Raw genomic sequence first — 25,095 nt, forward strand, 5'->3', positions numbered from 1 at the left:
CGGCCGTCGCACCCCGCCGCACCGGCGGAAACCGCACGACCGAACCACCCGGCCACGGCCGCGGTGGCGCTCCGCCCACGGCGCATACGGTGAACCCACCCAATGCCATGTCGAGGAGCACGTCGGATGTCGTCTGACTTCTTCATTCCGGACCCCGAGGGTCTGATCCCCAGCGCCGAAGGCTACTTCGGCGCGTACGGCGGCAAGTTCATCCCGGAGGCGCTCGTCGCCGCCGTGGACGAGGTCGCCGTCGAGTACGACAAGGCCAAGGCCGACCCCGCCTTCGCCGCCGAGCTCAACGAGCTCATGGTCAACTACACCGGCCGGCCCAGCGCGCTGACCGAGGTACCGCGCTTCGCCGAGCACGCCGGCGGCGCCCGGATCTTCCTCAAGCGCGAGGACCTCAACCACACCGGCTCGCACAAGATCAACAACGTGCTGGGCCAGGCGCTGCTCACCAAGCGCATGGGCAAGACCCGGGTCATCGCCGAGACCGGAGCCGGCCAGCACGGCGTCGCCACCGCGACCGCCTGCGCGCTCTTCGGTCTCGAGTGCACCATCTACATGGGTGAGATCGACACCGAGCGGCAGGCGCTGAACGTGGCGCGGATGCGCATGCTCGGCGCCGAGGTCGTCTCGGTGAAGTCCGGCTCCCGCACGCTCAAGGACGCCATCAACGAGGCGTTCCGCGACTGGGTCGCCAACGTGGACCGCACCCACTACCTCTTCGGTACGGTCGCGGGCCCGCACCCCTTCCCCGCCATGGTCCGCGACTTCCACCGGGTCATCGGTGTGGAGGCCAGGCGGCAGATCCTGGAGCGGGCCGGCCGGCTGCCGGACGCCGCGGTCGCCTGCGTCGGCGGCGGCTCCAACGCCATCGGGCTCTTCCACGCCTTCATCCCGGACGCGGACGTCCGCCTCATCGGCTGCGAGCCCGCCGGACACGGGGTGGAGACCGGCGAGCACGCGGCGACCCTGACCGCGGGCGAGCCCGGCATCCTGCACGGCTCGCGCAGCTACGTCCTCCAGGACGAGGAGGGCCAGATCACCGAGCCGTACTCCATCTCGGCCGGTCTGGACTACCCGGGCATCGGCCCGGAGCACGCCTACCTGAAGGACACCGGCCGGGGCGAGTACCGCGCGGTCACCGACGACGCGGCGATGCAGTCGCTGCGGCTGCTCTCCCGTACCGAGGGGATCATCCCGGCCATCGAGAGCGCGCACGCGCTGGCCGGCGCCCTGGAGGTCGGCAGGGAGCTCGGCAAGGACGGTCTGATCCTGGTCAACCTGTCCGGCCGCGGCGACAAGGACATGGACACGGCGGCGCGGTACTTCGGTCTTTACGACGCGGACGCGGCCGTCGAGGCGGACGCGGACAGCGACGGCGCCGAGATCGAGGGGGACGTCAAGTGAGCGGCAACATCGAGCTGTTGAGCACCACCCTCGCCGCCGCCAAGGCGGAGGACCGGGCCGCGCTGATCGCGTACCTGCCGGCCGGGTTCCCGACCGTCGACGGCGGCATCGAGGCGATCAAGGCGGTGGCCGCGGGCGGCGCCGACGTCGTCGAGGTGGGTCTGCCGCACAGCGACCCGGTCCTCGACGGACCGGTCATCCAGACCGCCGACGACATCGCCCTGCGCGGCGGCGTGAAGATCGCCGACGTGATGCGCACGGTCCGCGAGACCTCCGAGGCGACCGGCATCCCGATCCTGGTCATGACGTACTGGAACCCGATCGACCGGTACGGCATCGAACGGTTCACCGCCGAACTGGCCGAGGCGGGCGGCGCGGGGTGCATCCTGCCCGACCTCCCGGTCCAGGAGTCCGCGGTGTGGCGCGAGCACGCCGACAAGCACGGTCTGGCGACCGTCTTCGTCGTCGCGCCCAGCAGCAAGGACGAACGGCTCGCCACCATCACGGAGGCCGGCTCCGGCTTCGTCTACGCGGCCTCGCTGATGGGCGTCACCGGCACCCGCGTCTCGGTCGGCGAGCAGGCCCAGGACCTGGTGCGGCGCACCCGCGCCACCACCGACCTGCCGGTCTGTGTCGGCCTCGGCGTGTCCAACGCCGAGCAGGCCACCGAGGTCGCCGGCTTCGCCGACGGGGTCATCGTCGGTTCCGCCTTCGTCAAGCGGATGCTGGACGCCCCCGACGAGGCAACCGGCCTGGCGGCCGTCCGCTCGCTGGCGGCCGAGCTGGCCGAGGGTGTTCGAAAGCGCTGACTCCGGGCGTAACCCGAATGGGTGGACCTGGGACCGGGGAGGCACGCGAGTGCCTCCCCGGTTCGTTGCTGCGGGTGTGAGCGAGAAGAACCAAGAGGGAAAAAGGGCCGCGCGAGACCGGCTGATCCAGCAGCGTGAACAGGCGAAGGCGCGAGAGCGCCGCCGCCGGACGCTGATCGTCTCCACCGCCGTGGTGGGAGTCCTGGCGCTGGCCGCCGTCGTCGGCATCATCGCGGCGAACACCGGCGGCAAGAGCAGCAAGGACAAGGCATCGGGCCCTGCCGTCGCACCCTCGGGCGCGACCGGCAAGGACAGCCTGGCCATCCAGGTGGGAGCGGACGACGCCCCGTCGACGCTCACGGTCTGGGAGGACTTCCGCTGCCCGGTCTGCGCCCAGTTCGAGAACGCCTTCCGGGACACGATCCACCAGTTGGAGCAGAGCGGGCAGATCAAGGTCGAATACCACCTCGCCACGCTGATCGACGGCAATCTCGGCGGCAGCGGTTCGCTCAAGGCCGCCAACGCGGCGGCCTGCGCCCAGGACGCCGGAAAGTTCTCCGCGTACCACGACGTCCTGTACCGCAACCAGCCGCAGGAGTCCGACGACGCCTTCGGCGACAACGACAAGCTGATCGATCTGTCCAAGAAGGTCGACGGGCTCGACACGCCCGCCTTCCGTAGCTGTGTCGAGGACGGCGCCCACGACGCCTGGGTCCAGAAGTCCAACACCGCGTTCCAGAAGGGCGGATTCCAGGGCACGCCGACGGCGCTGCTCAACGGTGAGGCGATCTTCCCCAAGAAGGGGGACGAGCCCATCACCGTGGCCAACCTGAAGAAGTGGGTCGCCGAGGCCAACAAGGGCAAGAAGCCAGGCACCGCGACACCCGCCCCGTCCGGGTCCTGACAGGCGGCCGACAGGGGGAATCGATGACCGGCTCGTTACCCATACGTTGTCGGGCGGGTTGCCGCACGTCCCGCCCGGCAAGGTAGCGTCGACCCTGCCATGGACCTTGCCTACATTCCCAGCCCGTCGACCGGCGTGATCGATCTCGGCCCGATCCCGCTTCGCGGCTACGCGTTCTGCATCATCATCGGTGTCTTTGTCGCCGTCTGGTTCGGCAACAAGCGCTGGATCGCCCGAGGGGGCAGAGCCGGCACCGTTGCCGACATCGCCGTCTGGGCCGTGCCCTTCGGCCTTGTCGGCGGGAGGCTCTACCACGTCATCACCGACTACCAGCTGTACTTCAGCGACGGTGAGGACTGGGTCGACGCCTTCAAGATCTGGCAGGGCGGCCTCGGCATCTGGGGCGCGATCGCGCTCGGCGCGGTCGGTGCCTGGATCGGCTGCCGCCGCCGCGGGATCCCGCTGCCCGCCTGGGCCGACGCGCTCGCCCCCGGCATCGCCCTGGCCCAGGCCTGCGGCCGCTGGGGCAACTGGTTCAACCAGGAGCTGTACGGCCGGGCGACCGACGTCCCGTGGGCCCTGAAGATCAGCGAGGGCCCGAACCGGGTCGCCGGCACCTACCACCCGACCTTCCTGTACGAGTCGCTGTGGTGCATCGGTGTGGCGCTCCTGGTGATCTGGGCGGACCGCCGGTTCAAGCTCGGACACGGGCGGGCGTTCGCGCTGTACGTCGCGGCGTACTGTGCGGGCCGCGCGTGGATCGAGTACATGCGCGTCGACGAGGCCCACCACATCCTGGGCCTGCGCCTGAACGTGTGGACCGCGCTGATCGTGTTCGTGCTCGCGGTGGTCTACATCGTGATCTCGGCGAGGGTACGGCCGGGGCGCGAGGAGATCGTCGAGCCGGAGGCCGTTGACGCGGTTGACGCGGTTGACGCCGGAGGCGTCGAGGACGCGGAGGCCGGGGCCGATGCGGAGTCCGGCGATGCGGAGTCCGGGTCGGATGCGGAGTCCCGCGATGCGGAGGCCGGGTCCGATGCGGAGTCCCGCCATGCGGAGTCCGGGGCCGATGCGCCGAAGACGAACGGTGCGGCGGAGACGGCCAAGGGCTGACGCCCGCACCACGACGACGAGGGGCCGCCGAACCATTCGGCGGCCCCTCGCCACGTTGCGTGCCGCGACCCCTGGCGCCAGGTGTTGTCCTCAATCGCCGGACGGGCTGGGTTTTGCCTGTCCGCACCTGATCCGTGCGGGTGGTGTCGTCCTCAAGCGCCGGACGGGCTGGGTTTTGCCGGCTGTCCGCAGTTCGTCTGTGCGGGTGGTGGTGTCCTCAAGCGCCGGACGGGCTGGAGATGGCCGGCTGTGTGGTGGGGGGAACGAGCCTGTCCGGCGATTGAGGACTGAGCGGGCGGTGGGGTGCGGTCCCTGCTATCTCGGGCTCACCACCGTCCGCCCGGCCAGGGCAAGCGTGCGGTGGGCGGCGGCCACCACCGCCGCGTCGACGAAGCGTCCGTCCGGCAGGGCCAGCGCACCCGCCTCCGACCGGGCCGCCTCGACGATCTCCTGCGCCGCCTCGATCTCCTGCGGCGTCGGCCGGAACGCCCGCTCGATCACCGGCAGCTGCCTGGGATGGATGGCCGCCCGGCCGAGGAACCCCAGCGCCCGCCCGTGCGCGCAGGACGACCACAGCCCGTCCAGGTCCCGGACGTCCGGGAACACCGACTGGGCGGGCGGGGCGAGCCCCGCCGCACGGGCCGCGACGACCGCCCGGCTGCGCGACCAGTCGAGCCCCTCGTCCTCCCGGACCCCCAGATCGGCCCGCAGATCCGCCTCGCCCAGGGCGATGGAACGGACCTGGGGATGGGCGGCGGCCACCGTGTACGCGTGTTCGATGCCGAGTGCCGACTCCAGCAGCGGACAGAGCGCGACCCCGGGGGCCAGCGCCGCGATGTGATGGACGGACGCCGCGTGCGTGATCTTCGGCAGCCGCAGTTCGGCGAGGCCGGGCAGCGGGGCCAGTGCCAGGACGTCGGCCTCGGTGTGCACCCGGACATGGACCGGCACCGCGTTGGCGGCAGCGGGCTCGGAGAGGAGCTCCACCGTGGCCGACCGCGCGTACTCCTTGCGGTCCGGGGCGACCGCGTCCTCCAGATCCACGATCACCACGTCCGCCCCCGACTCGCGCGCCTTGCGCACCACGTCCGGCCGGTCGCCGGGGGCGTACAGCCAGGTGAGGGGGATCGCGCTCACAGGACACGCTCCGCCCGCAGCGCCGAGATCTCCGCGCCGGTCAGACCGAGGCCGGTGAGGATCTCCTCGGTGTCCGCCCCGTGCGGGCGGCCCGCCCAGCGGATCGCCCCCGGGGTCCCGGAGAGCCGGAAGAGGACGTTCTGCATCCGCAGCGGCCCGAGCTCCGGGTCGTCGACCTCGGTGATGGAGTCCAGGGCCCGGTACTGCGGGTCCTCCATCACGTCCCGGATGTCGTGGATGGGGGCGATGGCCGCCTCCGCCTTCTCGAACGCGGAGATCGCGTCGTCGCGGGTGTGGCGCGCGATCCAGTTGCCGACCGCCTCGTCGAGCTCGTCGCTGTGGTCGGCCCGTGTGGTGCCGGCCGCGAACCACGGCTCGTCGATCAGCTCGGCGCGTCCCACCAGGTGCATCACACGCTCGGCGATGGACTGTGCGGAGGTGGAGACGGCCACCCACTGCCCGTCCGAGGTGCGGTAGGTGTTGCGGGGGGCGTTGTTGCGCGAACGGTTGCCGGTGCGCGGCTGGACGTAGCCGAGCTGGTCGTACCAGAGCGGCTGCGGGCCGAGCACCGTCAGGATCGGTTCGATGATCGCCATGTCGACGACCTGTCCCTCACCGGTGCGTTCCCGCGCGGTCAGGGCCGTCATCACCGCGAACGCCGTCGCGATCGCGGCGATCGAGTCGGCCAGCCCGAACGGCGGCAGCGTCGGCGGCCCGTCCGGCTCCCCGGTGATCGCCGCGAACCCGCTCATCGCCTCCGCGAGCGTGCCGAAGCCGGGCCGGTGCGCGTACGGGCCGAACTGGCCGAACCCCGTGACCCGGGCCAGCACCAGCCGCGGGTTGACGGCGTGCAGTTCCTCCCAGCCCAGGCCCCACCGCTCCAGCGTGCCCGGCCGGAAGTTCTCGATGATCACATCGGTGTCCGCGGCCAGCCGCAGCAGGATGTCGCGGCCGCCGGGCCCGGACAGATCGAGGGTCAGGTTGCGCTTGTTGCGGCCCAGCAGCTTCCACCACAGGCCGACGCCGTCCTTCGTGGGTCCGTGCCCCCGCGACGGATCGGGCTTGCTGGGGTGCTCGACCTTGATCACCTCGGCGCCGAAGTCGCCGAGCATGGTGGCGCAGAGGGGGCCCGCGAAGAGCGTGGCGAGATCGATGACCCGCGTCCCGGTCAGGGGTGCCGCTGTGTGCGCCGTCATGCGGCGTCGATTTCGCTGCGGTACGGCATGGAGGTCGAGGCGCCCGGCTTCTGTACGCAGAGCGCGGCGGCCGCCGAGGCCCAGGCGATGGCCTGCGGCACCGGCCGGCCTTCGCCGAGTGCCACGGCGAGGGTGCCGACGAAGGTGTCCCCGGCGCCGGTGGTGTCGACGGCGGTGGTGTCGGGGGCGGGGAAGTGGACGGCCTGGCTGCCCCGGGCCGCGTACAGGCAACCCTTCGAGCCGAGGGTGATGACGACCGCGGGCACGTGACTGAGCAGGGCCTCGGCCCCCGCGTGGGGTTCGGCGTGCCCGGACAGCTCGGCCGCCTCGTGCTCATTGGGGATCAGCAGATCGACGCAGTCGAGGAGTTCGTCGGGGAGTTCCTGCACGGGGGAGGGGGTGAGGAGGACCCGTACGCCCTGGGCGTGACCGGCCCGTGCCCCCTCGATCACGGCGGACATCGGCAGCTCCAGCTGGAGCAGCAGCAGGTCCGCGCCCGCGATGGCGGCGATCTCGCCCGGACCGACCGCGGTGACGGCGCCGTTGGCGCCGGGGACGACCACGATCGCGTTGGAGCCCTTGTCGTCGACCACGATGTGCGCGGTGCCGCTGGGCCCTTCGGCGGTGTGCAGCAGGTCGGTGTCCACGGCCGAGTGCTCCAGGTTCTCCCGCAGCCGCAGGCCGTACTCGTCGTCGCCGACCGCGCCGATCATCATCACGTCGCCGCCCGCGCGGGCGGCGGCCACGGCCTGGTTGGCTCCCTTGCCGCCGGGGACGGTGCGGAACTCGCGGCCGGTGACCGTCTCCCCGCGCTCCGGAGCCCGTTCGACGTAGGCCACAAGATCCATATTGGTGCTGCCGAGCACCGCGATTCGGGTCATGGGCGGAGTGCCTCCTCGTGGGTGAGCCGGTGTGTCAGGTCGGCGAGGGTGTCGAAGCCGACCGAGTCGAAACCGGGGACGGACGTGGCGAGACGGTTCTTCAGCGGAGTGGTCCACCGGTCGGGCAGCGCGTCGGGCCGCCCGGCCAGCAGTCCGGCGAGCGAACCGGCGGTCGCCCCGTTGGAGTCGGTGTCCCAGCCGCCGGACACCACCCGGCAGATGGAGCCGGTGAAGTCACCGTCCGCGTGGGTGAGAGCGGCGGCGAGCAGAGCGGCGTTGGGCAGTACATGCACCCAGTGATACCGGCCGTACGTCTCGTGCATCCGGTCCACGACCGTATCGAAGTGCCGTTCCCGGCGGGCCGCCGCGATGCCGTCCCGTACCGCGCGGGCGAACCGCGAGCGCGGCGGCACGACCCGGAGCCCGGCGGCCAGGCAGCCGTGCACGTCGGCCTCGCCGCCGGCCGCCTCGGCGAGCGCCGCCGCCGTGAACATCGCCCCGTACACCCCGTTTCCGGTGTGGGTGAGGACCGCGTCCCGGTGGGCCTGCTCCGCCGCCGCCGCCGGATCACCGGGATGCGTCCAGCCGTGCACGTCGGCCCGGATCTGGGCCCCGATCCACTCCCGGAACGGATTGCGGTGGCGCGCGGTGTGCGGAGGTTCGACGCCGTCGAGCAGATTGCGGTAGGCGACCCGCTCGGCGGTGAACGTCCGGCCCGCCGGAAGCTCGTCGAGCCACAGCCTGGCGAGGTCGGCCGTGCTGAACGAACGGCCGTACCGCTGGAGCAGCAACACGGTCAGCAGCGGGTGGTTGAGGTCGTCGTCCTCCGGCATTCCGTCGATGTTCTCGGCCAGGGAGGTGGCCGCGGAGCGCCGGTTCCACGGGTACGTGGCGGTCAGAGCGGGGGGCACACCCCTGGCGGTGAACCAGGTGGAGAGCGGCCAGTTCCCGGTGGCGCGGGCCAGTGCGCGGATGCCCTCCAGCGGCAGCTTCTCGACCGGTTTGCCGAGCAGGCAGCCGGCGGCACGCCCGAGCCAGGCCGCGTGCAGCCGGTCGCGGCCCACGACGGGCCGGTCGGTGCGTGGGTGCGGCCAGTGCGGGCAGGCCGCCCGGATCGCGTCGAGGTCGGTGGGTTCGTCGTCGGCCAGCGGCGACTCCAGCAGGGCGAGTTCGTCCAGCAGATGCTCGGCGACCGCGCGCAGCTGCGGCGACGCGGGGTGCTCGGAGGCACCCGCGCGCTCCGGGGCCGGCGATCCGCCGGCCTCGTACCACCGCCGCTCGATGTCCCGTGCGTCCCGCCCGTCCTCGGCGGCCTGCCGCAGTTCGTGCCCGACGAGGTCCTCCGGCTGCACCCAGGTGGCCCGCACCGTCGTCGTCACGGCGTGCCCACCAGCGCGGCGAAGGCGGCCTCGTGGGCGCGGCGGCGGGCCGTGTCGTGCGCGAACACCTCGCGCGCCACCTCGGCCAGCGTCCGTGCGGGCGCGTGCAGATCGAGGCGGCTGGCCTCGCCGACCGTCCGCACCCAGTCGGCCGGGATGGCCCGCTCGCCGTGCAGTGCGCCCGCGAGCGCGCCGCTCATGGTGGCGATCGAGTCGCAGTCCCGCCCGTAGTTGACCGAGCCGAGCACCGCGTGCCGGTAGTCCCCGTCCGCGACGAGCAGCATGCCGAGCGCGACGGGGAGTTCCTCGATGGCGTGCAGCCGGGACGGCCGGCGCGCGCCCAGGGAGGGGGCACGGTAGTCGGGGCCGACCGTGTCGAAGGGGGCGACGGCCTCACGCAGCGGGACCAGGGCGGACTCGAAGTCCCGGTGACGCTCCGCCGCTTCGCACACCGCCTCGATGGCGGCCAGGGTGCCGTCCTTGGCGAGCGACAGGCACGTTTCGACGACCGTGGCGGGCGTCGCCCCCGGCGCGCAGGCCGCGGCGACGGCGGCCGCGAAGACCCCGGCCGCCTCCCTTCCGTACGACGACTGGTGGGCGCCCGCGACATCCAGCGCCTCGGCGTACGCGGCCTGCGGATGGGCGGCGTTCACCAGGCCGACCGGCGCCATGTACATCGCCGCCCCGCAGTTGACGATGTTTCCGGAGCCGGCCTCGCGCGGGTCGACATGGCCGTAGTGCAGCCGGGCGACGATCCACTTCTCGGCGAGGAAGATCCGCTGCAGCGGCAGCGCCTCGGCCTCCAGCTCAGGAATCCAGCGGGGGTTCGAGATCAGCTCGGGCACGAGGTGGTCGGCGACCGAGTACGCGTCGAGATGGCCGCGCACCGTGCCGTACACCCGGACCAGGGCGTGGGTCATCAAGGTGTCGTCGGTGACGTGCCCGTCGCCCTTGTGATACGGCGCGATGGGGCGGGCGGTACGCCAGTCCTCGCCGTCCCAGGGGCCGACGATGCCGGTGATCCGCCCGCCGTGCCGGGCCACGATCTGCTCGGGGGGCCGGCCCTCGACCGGACCGCCGAGCGCGTCACCGACGGCGGCGCCGACGAGTGCGCCCGCGATCCGTTCATCGAGTGTGAGCGCGGTGGGCGTCGTGGGCGTTGCGGACCTCGTGGGTGCCAGGGGCACTGTGGATGTCATGTCCGAATTGTCCACCCCGGGGGGCCGGTTCCGTGTCTGCCAGCAACCCGGCGAGTTCCATCAGGTCCGTGCCCGCGAAACGGGGCAGTGCACACCCCGCCAGGGTGCGGCAGGCCTCGCGCCAGCCGTCCGGCACGGTGGCGATGCCACCGAGCGCACCCGTCAGCGCACCGGCCAGCGCGGGTGCCGAGTCGGCGACCCGGGACAGGCAGGCCGCGGACGGCACGGCCTGCGCGATCTCGCCCCGGGCCGCGGTGGCCAGGGCGAGGGCGACCGGGACGGTCTCGGCCGCGGCGATCCCGTAGCTGTAGACGTGATCGACGATCTGATGCTCCAGCACCGGCACGAGGGCGAAGGCGCCGGCCGTCTCACCGGCGAACTCCCGGGCGATCCTGACCGCGTGGGCGGCGTTGCGGGCGATCTCGGTGCCCTCCGGGAGCTGCGCCAGCGCGGCGTTCACCGCTGTGTCCACGTCCGCACCGCCGAGCGCCTCGGCGATCGCGGCGGCCATCGCCCGCGCACCGTGCACCCCGTCGCCGTCCTGCGTGTAGCGCGCGTCGAACTCGGCGAGGTCGGCCGCGGCGGCGGGGTCCCCGGGGTGGACGACGGCCAGGACCGCGGCCCGCACACAGGCCGCGTCGTCGAAGTAGTGCGGGTTGTCGTGGCCGGTGGCGGGCGGGCGGAGCCCGGCGGCGAGGTTGCCGAGCCCGGCCCGGACCGAGATCCGGGCCCGCAGCGGCAGGACCGCCGACTCGACCTCGGGCGCCCGCGCGGCGGCCGCGGCGACCTCGGAGGCCAGCGCGTTCCAGGCGACGTCCACGGCGGCCCGCATCCGGTGCCCGGGGGAGAGGCCGTGCAGCGGACCCGCCGCCGAGGTCAGCACGGTACCGGCCGCGAACGCCGCCCACTCGGCGTCGTCGGACGGCCCCAGCCGCAGGGGCTCGGGCGGCTGGTTGAGGGCGATGGGGACGGGCAGCGTGGTGGTCGCGTTCTGCTCGGCGAAGGTGTCGAGCTCGCGGGTGAGGCGCCGGGTCCACTCCGGCATCCGGGCCGCCCGGTGCCGCGCGGCCGGCCAGCCCGCGGCGTCGCCGGCGGCCAGCCCGAGCAGCAGCCCCTCGATCCGGGCCCGCCGCCCGGTGGACGGCCGGGCGGGGAGCGACGCTTCCGGGGCGCCGGCGCCGGTGCCGCGCCCGCGCGATGCCTCCTGGGCGCTGTCGTCGTGCGGGGCATGCGGGGCGTCCGGGTGCCTGGTGCCGTTCTGGTGCGGTGCGTCCGGGGCGTTGTCGTCGGCCTCGTGCGGTGCGTCCGGGTGCAGGGTGCGGGAGGTGTCCCTCGCGGTGGTCATCGCCCTACCGCCGTTCCGTCTTCGACCGGGGCCGGGGCTGCGCCGTCGGGCACGACGGAGCCGCGGCCCTCCGGGGTGCGACCGGGGCGCGGCGGGGCGGGTGGCTCGCTGTCGTGCACCTGGAGGCTTCGCGAGTGCGGTGCGCCGGGCGGCTTCCCGTCGTACGCCGATCCGTTCCCGCCCCCGTCCATGGCCCGTTCGTCCGCCTCGGCCGGGGTGAGCAGCTCCGCGATGTCCAGGACGTGGTAGCCGCGCATGGACGGGAGGCAGCTGCCCCGGACCGGGCCGATCGCGTCCGCCCAGTGGCGCGGGATCGCGGACGCCCCGTGCAGCGCTCCGGCCAGTGCGCCCGCCACCGCGGCCGTCGTGTCGGCGTCGCGGCCCATGTTGACCGCGGTCAGCACCGCCGTACGGAAGTCGCCGCGCGCCGCCGCGAACGCGCCGAAGGCCAGGCCCACCGCCTCAGGGGCCAGGTCCGTCCACGGGTATCCGCCCACGACCACGGCCGAGCGCACCGCGCGTTCCATCGTGAGACGGTCGGGGTACGGGCGCTGGGCCGCCGTCACCGCACGGCGCAGCGAGCGTGCCGTCCAGGAGTCCATCGGCACGACGGAGAGTGCGGCGGCGATCACGGACGTGACCCCGGCCCCCACCATCGCGGCCGCCACCCCGGCCGCCACCGCCTGACCGCCGTAGATACCCTCCCCTTCGTGGCTGACCCGGCCGTCCACCGCGACCAGCCGTGCCGCCTCGGCGGGCCGGCCCGCCGCGAAGACGCCGAACGGCGCCGCCCGCATCGCCAGGCCGTCGCTCCAGGCGTGCCGGTGCTGGGCGGAGATCGGGGCGGCCAGGCCCCGGCGCAGGTTCTCCAGCGTGCCGCGCTCGCTGAAGCCGGCGCCGCGGAAGGGCCCCTCGTCCACGTCCGCGATCCACAGCCGCCAGGCCCGCTCGACATGGGTGACGGTCAGCGCCGAACCGTGCCGGGCCAGCAGCAGTCCGGAGAAGATCGCGTACTCCGTGTCGTCGGTGCCCGCGGGGTCGTCGCTCACGAAGCCCTCGATCCGCCCCCAGCGGCGGCGGATCTCGGAGGGCCGCATGTTCTCCGCGGGGGCGCCCAGCGCGTCGCCGACCGCGAGACCGAGCAGCGAGCCCCTGGCCCGGTCACCCGGACCTCCCCGGGCCGTTTCGCCCGTGCCGGGCGCGCCTCGTACCGGTGCCTGCGTGCCGTTCGTCCGCGGCGCTGCCGGATTTCCTGCGATCAGCTCCATCGCGTCGACCCTTCGCTCGTACCGAGCCAGTTCTCGTACCTGTGGGATCTGTGCCACGCGGAGCCAGGACAGAGGCCGATAATCACAACAAAAGGGCCACTCGGATGACGCCCTCCGGACAGCAAGGCAAGCCGTACCTACCTGGTCACAGACGGTGGTAAGTACGGCCTGCCTTGCTGGCGGGGGCCGTTTTTCGTGCGTACTTTCGATGGTGTCGAGCGGGGGCGGAGCGGGCGGTAACCGTTCCGGGAGAAGGGAACAGCTGTGGCCATCATCGAGACCGAAGCCGTACTGCACGAGGCGCACCGGGACAACCACACCCACCGTGATGTCAACGGTGGCTGGCTGCGCCCGGCGGTGTTCGGGGCCATGGACGGTCTCGTCTCGAACCTGGCCCTGATGACCGGTGTCGCCGGCGGGGACGTCTCGCACCGCACGATCGTGATCACGGGGCTGGCCGGCCTGGCCGCGGGCGCCTTCTCCATGGCGGCCGGCGAATACACCTCCGTCGCCTCCCAGCGTGAGCTGGTCGAGGCTGAACTCGACGTCGAGCGGCGGGAGTTGCGCAAGCATCCGATGGACGAGGAGCGCGAGCTCGCCGCCCTCTACGAATCCCGGGGCGTCGAGGCCGGCCTGGCCCGCGAAGTCGCCCGGCAGCTGTCGCGCGACCCTGAGCAGGCGCTGGAGATCCATGCCCGCGAGGAGCTCGGCATCGACCCCGGCGACCTGCCCTCGCCGCTCGTCGCCGCCGTGTCCTCGTTCGGCGCCTTCGCGCTGGGCGCCCTGCTGCCGCTGCTGCCGTACCTGCTCGGTGCGAGCGCGATATGGCCGGCCGTGCTGCTCGCCCTGGTCGGGCTCTTCGGCTGCGGTGCGGTGGTGGCCCGGGTCACGGCCCGCAGCTGGTGGTTCAGCGGGCTGCGCCAGTTGGTGCTCGGCGGGGCGGCGGCCGCGATCACCTACGGACTCGGCATGCTGTTCGGCGTGGCCGTCGGCGGCTGAGCCGCCCGGCGGGATCCTCCGCCCCGTGGCCCTCCGGGCCCGGCCCCCGTGGATCGACCGGGGACCGGGCCCGTAACGTGTGCGCCATCTGTGTGACGTACGCCCTGGCATCCGCCACTGGGCGGAACGGCCTTGCGCGACGTAAAATGAGACTCTATGCAGGACTACACATAAGTAGTCGTTACCCAGCGGTTTCGTTTCCTTTGCCGCCGGGCATGAGCCGTAGACACCGCAGGCAACGACGCCTGCTCTCTGCGGTCCCCCGGGCGCTGATCTTCCGACTGCGACCCACTCCACCGCCTCCGGCGGTGTCCGTATGTTGGAACGAGCTATCCGCTTCTTGAGAAGCGTCCCATCATGTAATCTGCACGAAATTTCGCAGAGGGCCAACGTCGTCCCTCGGCTATGCATATGCCACGACGACGACGGGAGAGCCGATGCGCACCGACGCCTGGTCGCCCATGGACGGTCGCCCCGCCCAGCAGGGGATGTACGACCCCCGCAACGAGCACGACGCCTGTGGCGTCGGGTTCGTGGCCACTCTGACCGGTGTGGCCAGCCACGAGCTGGTCGAGCAGGCGCTGACCGTACTGCGCAACCTCGAACACCGAGGCGCCACCGGATCCGAGATCGACTCCGGTGACGGCGCCGGAATCCTGCTCCAGGTACCGGACGCCTTCCTCCGCGCCGAGGTCCCCTTCGACCTCCCCGAGGCCGGTGCCTACGCCGTCGGCATCGCATTCCTGCCCGCGGACGACTCCACCGCGGCAGTCCGCGGCCTCGAGAAGATCGCAGCCGAAGAGGGCCTGAAGGTCGTCGGCTGGCGCGAGGTCCCGGTCACCCCCGACATCCTCGGCAAGGGCGCCCGCGCCACCATGCCCGAGTTCCGCCAGCTGATCGTCGCGGACGGCGAGAGCACCGGCATCGTCCTGGACCGCAAGGCCTTCGTGCTGCGCAAGCGTGCCGAGCGTGAGACCGGGGTCTACTTCCCGTCGCTCTCCGCCCGCACCATCGTCTACAAGGGCATGCTCACCACCGGGCAGCTGGAGCCGTTCTTCCCGGACCTCTCCGACGCCCGTTTCGCCACCACGGTCGCGCTGGTCCACTCGCGCTTCTCCACCAACACCTTCCCGAGCTGGCCGCTCGCCCACCCGTACCGCTTCGTCGCGCACAACGGCGAGATCAACACGGTCAAGGGCAACCGCAACTGGATGAAGGCCCGCGAGTCCCAGCTCGCCTCCAGCCTCTTCGGTACGGAGCAGCTGGACCGGATCTTCCCCGTCTGCACCCCGGACGCCTCCGACTCGGCCTCCTTCGACGAGGTCCTGGAGCTGCTCCACCTCGGCGGCCGCTCGCTGCCGCACTCGGTGCTGATGATGGTCCCCGAGGCGTGGGAGAACCACGACTCGATGGACCCGGCACGGCGTGCCTTCTACCAGTACCACTCCACGATGATGGAGCCCTGGGACGGCCCGGCCTGCGTCACCTTCACCGACGGCGTCCAGGTCGGCGCGGTCCTGGACCGCAACGGTCTGCGCCCCGGCCGCTACTGGGTCACCGACGACGGCCTCGTCGTGCTCTCCTCCGAGGTCGGCGTCCTGGACATCGACCCCGCGAAGGTCGTCCGCAAGGGCCGCCTGCAGCCCGGCAAGATGTTCCTCGTCGACACCGCCGAGCACCGCATCATCGAGGACGACGAGATCAAGGCGTCCCTCGCCGCCGAGCAGCCGTACCAGGAGTGGCTGGAGACCGGCGAGATCGAGCTGGAGGACCTCCCCGAGCGGGAGCACATCGTGCACACGCACGCCTCCGTCACCCGCCGCCAGCAGACCTTCGGGTACACCGAGGAGGAGCTCCGCGTCCTCCTCGCGCCGATGGCCCGCACCGCCGGCGAACCGCTCGGCTCCATGGGCACCGACTCGCCGATCGCCGCACTGTCCGCGCGCCCCCGGCTGCTCTTCGACTACTTCACCCAGCTGTTCGCGCAGGTCACCAACCCGCCGCTGGACGCCATCCGCGAGGAGCTCGTCACCTCGCTGCGCTCCACGCTCGGCCCGGCCGGCAACATCCTGGAGCCGACCGCCGCCGCGTGTCGCAGCGTCACGCTGCCCTTCCCGGTGATCGACAACGACGAGCTGGCCAAGCTCATACACATCAACGCCGACGGCGACATGCCGGGCATGAAGGCCGCCACCCTCTCCGGCCTCTACCGGGTCGGCGGCGGCGGCGAGGCACTCGCCGCGCGGATCGAGCAGATCTGCACCGAGGTCGACGCCGCCATCGAGGACGGCGCCCGCCTGGTCGTCCTGTCCGACCGGCACTCCGACGCCGAGCACGCGCCGATCCCGTCGCTGCTGCTCACCTCGGCCGTCCACCACCACCTCATCCGCACCAAGCAGCGCACCCAGGTGGGTCTGCTGGTCGAGGCCGGTGACGTCCGCGAGGTCCACCACGTCGCACTGCTGATCGGCTACGGCGCCGCGGCCGTCAACCCGTACCTCGCCATGGAGTCCGTCGAGGACCTGGTCAGGGCCGGCACGTTCATCGAGGGCATCGAGGCCGAGCAGGCCATCCGAAACCTCATCTACGCGCTGGGCAAGGGCGTCCTGAAGGTCATGTCCAAGATGGGCATCTCCACCGTCGCCTCCTACCGCGGCGCCCAGGTCTTCGAGGCCGTCGGCCTGGACGAGGAATTCGTCGCCCGGTACTTCAACGGCACCGCCACCAAGATCGGCGGCGCCGGACTCGATGTCGTCGCCAAGGAGGTCGCCGCCCGGCACGCCAAGGGCTACCCCGCCTCCGGCATCTCCGCCTCGCACCGCGCGCTGGAGATCGGCGGCGAGTACCAGTGGCGCCGTGAGGGCGAGCCGCACCTGTTCGACCCGGAGACGGTCTTCCGCCTCCAGCACGCGGCCCGCAGCCGCCGGTACGACATCTTCAAGAAGTACACGGACCGGGTGAACGAGCAGTCCGAGCGCCTGATGACGCTGCGCGGCCTGTTCGGCTTCAAGTCGGACCGCGAGGCGATCGACATCGACGAGGTCGAGTCCGTCTCCGAACTCGTCAAGCGCTTCTCCACCGGCGCCATGTCGTACGGCTCGATCTCCCGCGAGGCGCACGAGACCCTCGCCATCGCCATGAACCAGCTGGGCGGCAAGTCCAACACCGGTGAGGGCGGCGAGGACGCCGACCGGCTGTACGACCCGGCGCGCCGCTCCTCCATCAAGCAGGTCGCCTCCGGCCGCTTCGGTGTGACCAGCGAGTACCTCGTCAACGCGGACGACATCCAGATCAAGATGGCGCAGGGTGCCAAGCCCGGTGAGGGCGGCCAGCTGCCCGGCCACAAGGTCTACCCGTGGGTCGCCAAGACCCGGCACTCCACCCCGGGTGTCGGTCTCATCTCCCCGCCGCCGCACCACGACATCTACTCCATCGAGGACCTGGCTCAGCTGATCCACGACCTCAAGAACGCCAACCCGGCGGCCCGCATCCACGTGAAGCTGGTCTCCGAGGTCGGTGTCGGCACGGTCGCCGCCGGTGTCTCCAAGGCGCACGCGGACGTCGTCCTCATCTCCGGCCACGACGGCGGAACGGGCGCCTCCCCGCTCACCTCGCTGAAGCACGCGGGCGGTCCCTGGGAGCTCGGCCTCGCCGAGACCCAGCAGACGCTGCTGCTCAACGGCCTGCGCGACCGGATCGTCGTGCAGACGGACGGCCAGCTCAAGACCGGCCGCGACGTCGTCATCGCCGCACTGCTGGGCGCCGAGGAGTTCGGTTTCGCGACCGCGCCGCTCGTCGTCTCCGGCTGCGTCATGATGCGCGTCTGCCACCTGGACACCTGCCCGGTCGGCATCGCCACCCAGAACCCGGTCCTGCGCGACCGCTTCTCCGGCAAGGCCGAGTACGTCGTCAACTTCTTCGAGTTCATCGCCCAGGAAGTCCGCGAGATCCTCGCCGAGCTCGGCTTCCGTACGATCGAAGAGGCCGTCGGCCACGCCGAGCTGCTCGACACCGACCGTGCGATCACGCACTGGAAGGCACAGGGCCTCGACCTCAAGCCGCTGTTCCACGTCCCCGAGCTGGCCGACGGCGCCGTCCGCCACCAGAGCACGGAGCAGGACCACGGCCTGGACAAGGCACTCGACAACGAGCTCATCAAGCTCGCCGCCGACGCCCTGCAGGCCGACAGCGCCGAGGCCGCCCAGCCGGTCCGCGCACAGATCGCGATCCGCAACATCAACCGGACCGTGGGCACCATGCTCGGTCACGAGGTCACGAAGAAGTTCGGCGGTGCGGGCCTGCCCGAGGACACCATCGACATCACCTTCACCGGCTCCGCCGGCCAGTCCTTCGGTGCCTTCCTGCCCAGCGGTGTGACGCTGCGACTGGAGGGCGACGCCAACGACTACGTCGGCAAGGGCCTCTCCGGCGGCCGCGTCATCGTCCGCCCGGACCGCGGCGCCGACCACCTCGCCGAGTACTCCACCATCGCGGGCAACACCATCGCCTACGGCGCCACCGGCGGCGAGCTGTTCCTGCGCGGCCGGACCGGCGAGCGGTTCTGCGTCCGCAACTCCGGCGCCACCGTCGTCTCGGAAGGCGTGGGCGACCACGGCTGCGAGTACATGACCGGCGGACACGCCGTCGTCCTCGGTGAGACCGGACGCAACTTCGCCGCGGGCATGTCGGGCGGTGTCGCCTACGTCATCGACCTGAACCGCGACCACGTCAACGTCGGGAACCTCGGCGCGGTCGAGGCACTCTCCGACACCGACAAGCAGTGGCTGCACGACGTCGTGCGCCGCCACCAGGAAGAGACCGGATCCACGGTCGCCGAGAAGCTTCTCGCCGAGTGGGACACCGCGGTGGCCCGCTTCAGCAAGATCATCCCGTCCACCTACAAGGCAGTGCTCGCCGCCAAGGACGCCGCTGAGCTCGCCGGTCTCTCCGAGCAGGAGACCACCGAGAAGATGATGGAGGCGGCGACCAATGGCTGACCCCAAGGGCTTCCTGACCACCGGCCGCGAGGTCGCCACGACCCGCCCCGTGGACGAGCGCGTCAAGGACTGGAACGAGGTCTACGTTCCGGGCTCGCTGCTCCCGATCATCAGCAAGCAGGCCGGCCGCTGCATGGACTGCGGCATCCCGTTCTGCCACCAGGGCTGTCCGCTCGGAAACCTCATCCCCGAGTGGAACGACTACGCCTACCGCGAGGACTGGACGGCCGCGTCCGAGCGCCTGCACGCCACGAACAACTTCCCGGAGTTCACCGGGCGGCTCTGCCCGGCCCCGTGCGAGTCGGCGTGTGTGCTCGGCATCAACCAGCCGGCCGTCACCATCAAGAACGTCGAAGTCTCCATCATCGACAAGGCGTGGGACCGCGGCGACGTCACCCCGCAGCCGCCCGAGCGCCTCTCCGGCAAGACCGTCGCCGTCATCGGCTCAGGCCCGGCCGGTCTCGCCGCCGCCCAGCAGCTGACCCGGGCCGGCCACACGGTCGCCGTCTACGAGCGCGCGGACCGTATCGGGGGACTCCTGCGGTACGGCATCCCCGAGTTCAAGATGGAGAAGTCGCACATCAACCGCCGCATCGAGCAGATGCGCGCGGAGGGCACCAAGTTCCGCACCGAGGTGGAGGTCGGCAAGGACGTCGACGCCGCCAAGCTGCGCCGCCGCTACGACGCCGTCGTCATCGCCGCCGGTGCCACCGTCTCCCGCGATCTGCCCGTCCCGGGCCGTGAGCTGAACGGCGTGCACTACGCGATGGAGTACCTGCCGCTCGCCAACAAGGTGCAGGAGGGCGACCTGACGGTCTCCCCGATCACCGCCGAGGGCAAGCACGTCGTCGTCATCGGCGGCGGCGACACCGGTGCCGACTGCGTCGGCACCGCCCACCGGCAGGGCGCGCTCTCCGTCACGCAGCTGGAGATCATGCCCAGGCCCGGCGAGGACCGCAACGCCAACCAGCCCTGGCCGACCTTCCCGATGCTCTACAAGGTCACCTCCGCGCACGAGGAGGGCGGCGAGCGGGTCTACTCCGTCTCCACCACCCACTTCGAGGGCGACGAGGACGGCAACGTCCAGTCGCTGCACCTCGCCGAGGTGGAGTTCAAGGACGGGAAGCTGGAGCAGAAGCCCGGCACCGAGCGGAAGATTCCCGCGCAGCTGGTCACCCTCGCCATGGGCTTCACCGGCACCGACCAGGCCAACGGCCTGGTCCAGCAGTTCGGCCTGGAGCTCGACGCCCGCGGCAACATCGCCCGCGACGAGCACTACGCGACCAACGTCGACGGCGTCTACGTCGCCGGTGACGCCGGCCGCGGCCAGTCCCTCATCGTGTGGGCCATCGCCGAGGGCCGCTCCGCGGCACGCGGCGTGGACCGCTTCCTGACCGGAGCCAGCGCACTGCCGGCCCCGATCCGCCCGACAGACCGTTCCATGATGGTCTGATCCACGGCACAACAGACGTCCCGTACAACGGCGTACGGAACTGAACGCGGCGCCTGCCCGTCCCCGACCGGACGATTCGGCAGGCGCCGTGGCGCGTCCCGGGGCGGTTTCAGCCGCCCCGGGCCCGGCCGGCTCAGCCGGTCAGCGCCGAGGTCTTGAGGACCACCAGCAGCATCAGCACGGCGAGCACCACCACACACATGGCGGCCTGGACCGTCGTGCGCCGCTCCGCCGGGGCGTAGGCGTACACCACCGTCACGACGGCGCCCGTCAGCAGCCCGCCCAGGTGCCCCTGCCAGGACGTGAAGCCCGCGGAGATCACCATCCAGAGCAGGAACCCGCCCAGGAACCTGTTCACCGCGTGCATGTCCCGGCCCAGCCGCCGGTTGATGACGTAGAACGACGCCGCCAGACCGAAGACCGCACCCGAGGCACCCACCGAGGTGTCGAACGGCGCGATCAGGTACACCAGGACCGAACCGCCCAGCGAGGACAGCAGATACAGCGCCAGATAGCGGGCGCGGCCCAGCTGCTCCTCGACGACCCGGCCCAGATTCCACAGCGCGTACATGTTGAAGACGATGTGCAGCACACCGAACGGCAGCGAACCGAGAGAGGACTCGCCCGGCGGCAGATGCAGGAAGGCCCCGGTCAGCAGCCGGTACCACTCGCCGTCCACCACCCCGATCACGTCGAACCCGGGGTAGCCCGCGCTTGTGTAGACGTAACCGCCGCCGTCCGGGCCGGTCAGCCCGGCACCGGTCATCCCGAACCGGTCGACGATCCCCGGACTGACCAGCTCACCCAGGTACGCCAGTATGTTGAGGCCCATCAGCACATAGGTGACGAGCGGCACCGCACCCCGCGACACCGCCCCGCCGAACACCGTCCGCGCCTGCCGCACCGAACGCTGCCCCTCCTTCACGCACTCCACGCAGTGGTGGCCGACGGCGGCCTCGCGCATGCAGTCCGGGCAGATGAAGCGCTCGCAGCGGGTGCAGCTCACATAGGTCTCGTACGCGGGGTGGCGAAAGCAGGTGGTGGCGGCGGCCTCCATGGCCGGCTCCTTCATCGGTGGACGGGCAGGGGCGGCCGGTGGGGGCGGCGGCGATCAAGATAGCGGACACGGCGGCCCGGGGAGCAGTCAGGGTTCAGGGTCCTCCGTCCGGACCGGGACGGATCAGGCGCCGGGGCACGCGAGCCCGGCATGATCTGGACGGGACAGCCCTTAGGCTCGGGGCCACGACCCCGTCCGAACTGGAGAATCGCATGACGTCCGAGGCGTTCCGGATCCTGCGCGCGGCCGGCCGGGCGCAGGTGGCCTGGAAGAACGGCGGGGGAGTCACCCGCGAGATCGCCGCTTCACCCGGCGCCGCGACGGGCGCCTTCGACTGGCGGGTCAGCCTGGCGGACGTCACCGAGGACGGGCCGTTCTCCGTCTTCCCGGGCGTCGACCGCACCCTGACCGTGGTGGAGGGCGAGGGGATGGACCTGATGGTGGGCGGCGAACACCACATCGTCGACGAGCCGTACTGGCCCCACGACTTCCCCGGCGACCTGGAGACCGACGGCCGGCTGCTGGCGGGCCCGGTGGTGAACCTGAACGTGATGTACCGCAGGGACCGGGTGCGGGCCCAGGTGGCGGTGGTACGGGGAACCCTCCGGCTGGCGGCGCCGGAGGGCGGGGCGGTGCTGGCCGTGGCGCTGGAGGACGGGGCCGTCATCGAGGGGACGGACACCGGACTGGGCCGCTACGACGCGGTGTTGCTACGGCACCGCGCCCCCTGCGTGCTGCGGACGCAGGGATACGCGGCGCTGGTCACGCTGACGGGTCAGGAACCGGGCAGCCAGTAGCGGTGCACCGGCGAGACCGCCGGGCGCTCGGACGACATGGGCAGCCCCTGCTTCTCGGCGACCGGCATCATCACGACGCCGAACTTGTCCATGGCCTCCTCGGACTCCCAGAGGTCGTAGACCTCGATGCCCGAATCCGTCGGTACGCAGACGTGCGACATGCACCCGGCGAAGGTGTCACCCGGCAGGGCCTGCAGCTCCGCGTTGAGCGCGTCGTACTGGTCCGTGGTCACGCCCTGCATGGTGGCCTTCATGAAGATTGCCATCTGAACTCACCTCGGGAGCCGGGATCGGTCCTCCCCGCCGCCGGACGGCGGCCTGTACCCCTTCCAGCACACCACGTCCGCACCCGGACAGCATCCGAACGGGTGCTCCGCGACAGTGCTTTCGGGAAACCGGACAGGAGGTGTCGGGTTTCCGGAGTTCCATGACCTCATGACATCGAGTTCGTGGGCAGATTTCCAGGCCGCGGAGCCGGCCTTCGCCGACACCGTGCGACAGCGTTTCCAGCAGTACAAGCACCACGTCCTGGCGACCGTCCGCAAGGACGGATCGCCACGGGTGACCGGACTCGAGGTGGAGTTCCGGCTGGGTGAGCCGTTCCTCGGCATGATGCCGAACTCCCGCAAGGCACTTGATCTGCGCCGCGACCCCCGCTTCGCGGTGCACGCCAACCCGGGCCCGGACGCCGAGATGGCCGACGGGGACGTCCGGATCTCCGGGCGGGCGGTGGAGGTGACCGACCCCGCGGTGCTGGCCGCCTTCGTCGACGAGGTGAAGCCGCCGGAGCCCTTCCACCTCTTCCGGGTGGAACTGACCGAAGTGGTCCGCATCGGCCTCGAGGGCGGCGACACCCTGCTCATCCAGACCTGGCGGCCGGGCCGTCCTCTGCGCAGCTTCCGCCGGGGCAACGACGACGGCTCACTCACCGACGCTCCCTGACACCGGAGGCCGGGCGGCGGGCGGGGCCGGGAGGTCCGCGAGCACCGTCGCCCGGCACGCCCCCGGCGTCCCCCACGCATCGCGCAGCGGACGGGCCTTGCGCAGCCACAGGGACAGATCGAGCTCCTCGGTGTACCCCACGGCCCCGTGCAGCTGCAGCGCCGTCCGCGAGGCGGCATACGCGGCCTCGCCCGCCGCGGCCTTCGCCGCCGCCACGTCAGCCGCCGCCCGCGGCGAGCCCGCGGCCAGCGACAGCGCCGCCCCGTACAGCAGCGGACGGGCGAACTCCAGACCCGTCAGGGTGTCCGCGAGCCGGTGCTTGACCGCCTGGAAGGAACCGATGGCGGCACCGAACTGGGTGCGCTGCTTCACATACGTCACCGTGGCGGCCAGCAGCGCCTCACCCGTGCCGAGCGCCTGGGCGGCCGTCACGAAGGCCGCCCACCGCGCCGCCCTTGCCGCCCCCGCCGCCACCCGCGGCCCGCGGGCCAGCAACTGCCCGCCGGGAAGGGGCGGGAACAGCCGCCTGGCCGGATCGGCCGACACGCTGAGCACCCCCGGCCCCGGGGCGAGCCGCAGCTCGTCACCGCGCACCGTGAACACCGCGTCGACGGCGTCCGCGTCCAGCGCGTACCGCCCGCACCCCGACACCCACAGCGTCGCCGACGCCGCCCCCGATGCCAGCCGCGGCAGCCACCGGCCGGCAGCCGGACCTCCGGCCTCGTCCAGCAGCACCGCCGCGGCGACCGTCTCCACGACCGGCCCGGGCACCGCGTGCCGGCCCAGCTCCACGAAGGCGACCGCGAGTTCGACCGGCAGCGGCCCGACCCCGTCGTGGGCCTGCGGCACCGCGAGGGCGAACACCCCGGCCTCCGCGATCCGCTTCCACAGGACCCCGCCCGGGCCGTGGTCCCCCGCGGCCCAGGCCCGTACCGCGGCAGGCGTGTCCGCCGCCGTCAGCATCGCGTCCAGCGAGCGGCCGAACTCCCGCTGCCCGCCGTCGAGGAGGAATCGCATCAGCGCCGTCCCTTCGGCAGGCCGAGCAGCCGCTCGGCGATGATGTCCCGCTGGATCTCGTTCGTCCCGGCGTAGATCGGGCCGGCCAGCGCGAAGAGGTACCCCTGCGCCCATGCGGAGTCCGCCAGCTCCGCGTCCGGCCCCAGCAGGTCCAGCGCCGTCTCGTGCAGCGCGATGTCGTAGTCCGACCAGAACACCTTGTTCAGGCTGGACTCGGCCCCGATGAAGGAACCCGCCGTGAACCGGGAGGCGTTGGCGTACGTGAAGAGCTGGTACGCCCGCGCCCCCGTCACCGCGTCCGCCACCCGGTCACGCAGTGCCGTGTCCGACGGGTCGCCGTGGGTGCGCCACAGGTCCGCCAGCCGGTCCGCCGAGGCCAGGAAGCGGCCGGGGGAGCGGAGCGTCAGCCCGCGCTCGTTTCCCGTTGTCGACATGGCGATACGCCAGCCCTGGCCCGGCTCCCCGATGACGTCCGCGTCCGGCACGAACACCTCGTCCAGGAACAGCTCGGCGAAGGCGGGCTTGCCGTCCAGGCGCCCGACCGGCCGCACCGAGACGCCTGGCGCGGACAGGCCGAACATCAGATACGTCAGCCCGTGATGCGGCTTCGCCGCCTTCGGGTCCGTACGGAAGATGCCGAACGCCCGGTCCGCGAACGCCGCCCGCGACGACCAGGTCTTCTGCCCCGACAGCAGCCAGCCGCCGTCCGTACGCACCGCCCGCGAGCGCAGCGACGCCAGGTCGGAGCCGGCCTCGGGTTCCGACCAGGCCTGCGCCCAGATCACCTCGCCGCTCGCCATCGACGGCAGGATCCGGGCGCGCTGCTCGTCCGTGGCGTGGTCGAAGAGGGTCGGGGCGAGCAGGCTGATGCCGTTCTGCGAGACCCGGCCGGGTCCGCCCGCCGCGTAGTACTCCTCCTCGAAGATCAGCCACCGGAAGATGTCCACGCCCCGGCCGCCGTAGTCGGTCGGCCAGGAGACGACGGACCACCGGTCCGCGTACAGCCGGGCCTCCCATGCGCGGTGTGCGGCGAACCCCTCGGCGGTCTCCAGGGAGGGCAGCGGCTCGGCAGGCACATGAGCCCGCAGCCACTGGCGTGCCTCGGCGCGGAACGCCTCCTCCTCGGCCGTGTACGACAGATCCATCAGGCGCCCGCCTCCTTCGGGGCGGCTGTCGGGCGGGCCGGGTT

General features: G+C 72.1%; 20 protein-coding genes. 9 read left to right on the top strand and 11 right to left on the bottom strand.

What is annotated here, in order from left to right; all coding sequences use genetic code 11:
* Positions 1-126 precede the first annotated feature (126 nt).
* The 4 genes from trpB to lgt all read left to right on the top strand — a co-directional run bounded on the left by trpB (position 127) and on the right by lgt (position 4,239).
* A complete protein-coding gene (trpB, locus tag LNW71_RS25065) occupies positions 127-1,413 on the top strand; it encodes a tryptophan synthase subunit beta (RefSeq protein WP_250970298.1) in 1,287 nt (428 codons plus the stop codon).
* Positions 1,410-2,222 (top strand): tryptophan synthase subunit alpha, encoded by an 813-nt coding sequence (gene trpA / locus LNW71_RS25070; RefSeq protein WP_250970299.1) that lies wholly within the window; start codon positions 1,410-1,412, stop codon positions 2,220-2,222. The genes trpB and trpA overlap by 4 nt, the downstream gene beginning before the upstream one ends.
* Before the next feature lie 76 nt (positions 2,223-2,298).
* Positions 2,299-3,126, top strand: a complete 828-nt coding sequence (locus LNW71_RS25075) for a thioredoxin domain-containing protein (RefSeq protein ID WP_250970300.1) — start codon at positions 2,299-2,301, stop codon at positions 3,124-3,126.
* Positions 3,127-3,225: 99 nt separating this feature from the next.
* Complete coding sequence (lgt, locus tag LNW71_RS25080; RefSeq protein WP_250970301.1) at positions 3,226-4,239, top strand: prolipoprotein diacylglyceryl transferase; 1,014 nt, start codon at positions 3,226-3,228, stop codon at positions 4,237-4,239.
* 315 nt (positions 4,240-4,554) lie between these two features.
* Here lgt and LNW71_RS25085 read toward each other — a convergent pair whose 3' ends face one another.
* From LNW71_RS25085 to LNW71_RS25115, 7 genes are read right to left on the bottom strand one after another with little or no spacing between them, the layout of a single operon-like run.
* Positions 4,555-5,376 (bottom strand): CoA ester lyase, encoded by an 822-nt coding sequence (locus tag LNW71_RS25085; RefSeq protein WP_250970302.1) that lies wholly within the window; start codon positions 5,374-5,376, stop codon positions 4,555-4,557.
* Positions 5,373-6,572 (bottom strand): CoA transferase, encoded by a 1,200-nt coding sequence (locus tag LNW71_RS25090; RefSeq protein ID WP_250970303.1) that lies wholly within the window; start codon positions 6,570-6,572, stop codon positions 5,373-5,375. The genes LNW71_RS25085 and LNW71_RS25090 overlap by 4 nt, the downstream gene beginning before the upstream one ends.
* Entirely contained in the window at positions 6,569-7,453 is an 885-nt protein-coding gene (gene rbsK / locus LNW71_RS25095; RefSeq protein WP_250970304.1) for a ribokinase, read from the bottom strand. Before rbsK ends, LNW71_RS25090 begins: the two co-directional genes overlap by 4 nt.
* Positions 7,450-8,832 carry an ADP-ribosylglycohydrolase family protein gene (locus LNW71_RS25100; RefSeq protein WP_250970305.1) on the bottom strand — a complete coding sequence of 461 codons (1,383 nt, stop codon included), beginning with the start codon at positions 8,830-8,832 and terminating at the stop codon, positions 7,450-7,452. Before LNW71_RS25100 ends, rbsK begins: the two co-directional genes overlap by 4 nt.
* Positions 8,829-10,031 carry an ADP-ribosylglycohydrolase family protein gene (locus tag LNW71_RS25105; protein WP_250970306.1) on the bottom strand — a complete coding sequence of 401 codons (1,203 nt, stop codon included), beginning with the start codon at positions 10,029-10,031 and terminating at the stop codon, positions 8,829-8,831. Before LNW71_RS25105 ends, LNW71_RS25100 begins: the two co-directional genes overlap by 4 nt.
* On the bottom strand, positions 9,958-11,376 hold the full coding sequence (locus tag LNW71_RS25110) for an ADP-ribosylglycohydrolase family protein (RefSeq protein ID WP_250970307.1): 1,419 nt from the start codon (positions 11,374-11,376) through the stop codon (positions 9,958-9,960). Before LNW71_RS25110 ends, LNW71_RS25105 begins: the two co-directional genes overlap by 74 nt.
* Positions 11,373-12,644: an ADP-ribosylglycohydrolase family protein gene (locus LNW71_RS25115; RefSeq protein ID WP_250972136.1), complete on the bottom strand. Its 1,272-nt coding sequence runs from the start codon at positions 12,642-12,644 to the stop codon at positions 11,373-11,375. Before LNW71_RS25115 ends, LNW71_RS25110 begins: the two co-directional genes overlap by 4 nt.
* 264 nt (positions 12,645-12,908) lie before the next feature.
* Here LNW71_RS25115 and LNW71_RS25120 point away from each other — a divergent pair, with 264 nt between their 5' ends.
* From LNW71_RS25120 to LNW71_RS25130, 3 genes are all read left to right on the top strand, one after another.
* Complete coding sequence (locus LNW71_RS25120; RefSeq protein WP_250970308.1) at positions 12,909-13,643, top strand: VIT1/CCC1 transporter family protein; 735 nt, start codon at positions 12,909-12,911, stop codon at positions 13,641-13,643.
* Between the two features lie 437 nt (positions 13,644-14,080).
* Positions 14,081-18,640, top strand: coding sequence for a glutamate synthase large subunit (gltB, locus tag LNW71_RS25125; protein ID WP_250970309.1), 4,560 nt, complete (start codon positions 14,081-14,083; stop codon positions 18,638-18,640).
* A complete protein-coding gene (locus LNW71_RS25130) occupies positions 18,633-20,093 on the top strand; it encodes a glutamate synthase subunit beta (RefSeq protein WP_250970310.1) in 1,461 nt (486 codons plus the stop codon). Before gltB ends, LNW71_RS25130 begins: the two co-directional genes overlap by 8 nt.
* 133 nt (positions 20,094-20,226) lie before the next feature.
* Here the strand turns inward: LNW71_RS25130 and LNW71_RS25135 are convergent, their stop codons facing one another.
* Entirely contained in the window at positions 20,227-21,150 is a 924-nt protein-coding gene (locus LNW71_RS25135; protein WP_250970311.1) for a rhomboid family intramembrane serine protease, read from the bottom strand.
* A gap of 212 nt (positions 21,151-21,362) precedes the next feature.
* Between LNW71_RS25135 and LNW71_RS25140 the strand changes: the two genes are divergently transcribed.
* Positions 21,363-21,947 (top strand): HutD family protein, encoded by a 585-nt coding sequence (locus tag LNW71_RS25140; protein ID WP_250970312.1) that lies wholly within the window; start codon positions 21,363-21,365, stop codon positions 21,945-21,947.
* On the opposite strand, the gene LNW71_RS25145 is transcribed toward LNW71_RS25140, so the two are convergent.
* Positions 21,926-22,213 (bottom strand): hypothetical protein, encoded by a 288-nt coding sequence (locus LNW71_RS25145; protein WP_250970313.1) that lies wholly within the window; start codon positions 22,211-22,213, stop codon positions 21,926-21,928. The genes LNW71_RS25140 and LNW71_RS25145 overlap by 22 nt on opposite strands.
* Before the next feature lie 169 nt (positions 22,214-22,382).
* On the opposite strand from LNW71_RS25145, the gene LNW71_RS25150 reads away from it, so the two are divergent.
* The gene (locus LNW71_RS25150) at positions 22,383-22,889 is read left to right on the top strand and encodes a pyridoxamine 5'-phosphate oxidase family protein (RefSeq protein ID WP_250970314.1); all 507 of its coding nucleotides are present in this window, start codon (positions 22,383-22,385) and stop codon (positions 22,887-22,889) included.
* Here the strand turns inward: LNW71_RS25150 and LNW71_RS25155 are convergent.
* Together LNW71_RS25155 and LNW71_RS25160 are read right to left on the bottom strand one after the other, a co-directional pair.
* The gene (locus LNW71_RS25155; protein ID WP_250970315.1) at positions 22,869-23,906 is read right to left on the bottom strand and encodes an acyl-CoA dehydrogenase family protein; all 1,038 of its coding nucleotides are present in this window, start codon (positions 23,904-23,906) and stop codon (positions 22,869-22,871) included. The two genes, LNW71_RS25150 and LNW71_RS25155, sit on opposite strands and share 21 nt — an antisense overlap.
* Positions 23,906-25,051, bottom strand: a complete 1,146-nt coding sequence (locus LNW71_RS25160; RefSeq protein ID WP_250970316.1) for an acyl-CoA dehydrogenase family protein — start codon at positions 25,049-25,051, stop codon at positions 23,906-23,908. The genes LNW71_RS25155 and LNW71_RS25160 overlap by 1 nt, the downstream gene beginning before the upstream one ends.
* Between the last annotated feature and the right edge of the window lie 44 nt (positions 25,052-25,095).

This window comes from Streptomyces sp. RKAG290 (assembly GCF_023701695.1).
Lineage (GTDB): Bacteria > Actinomycetota > Actinomycetes > Streptomycetales > Streptomycetaceae > Streptomyces.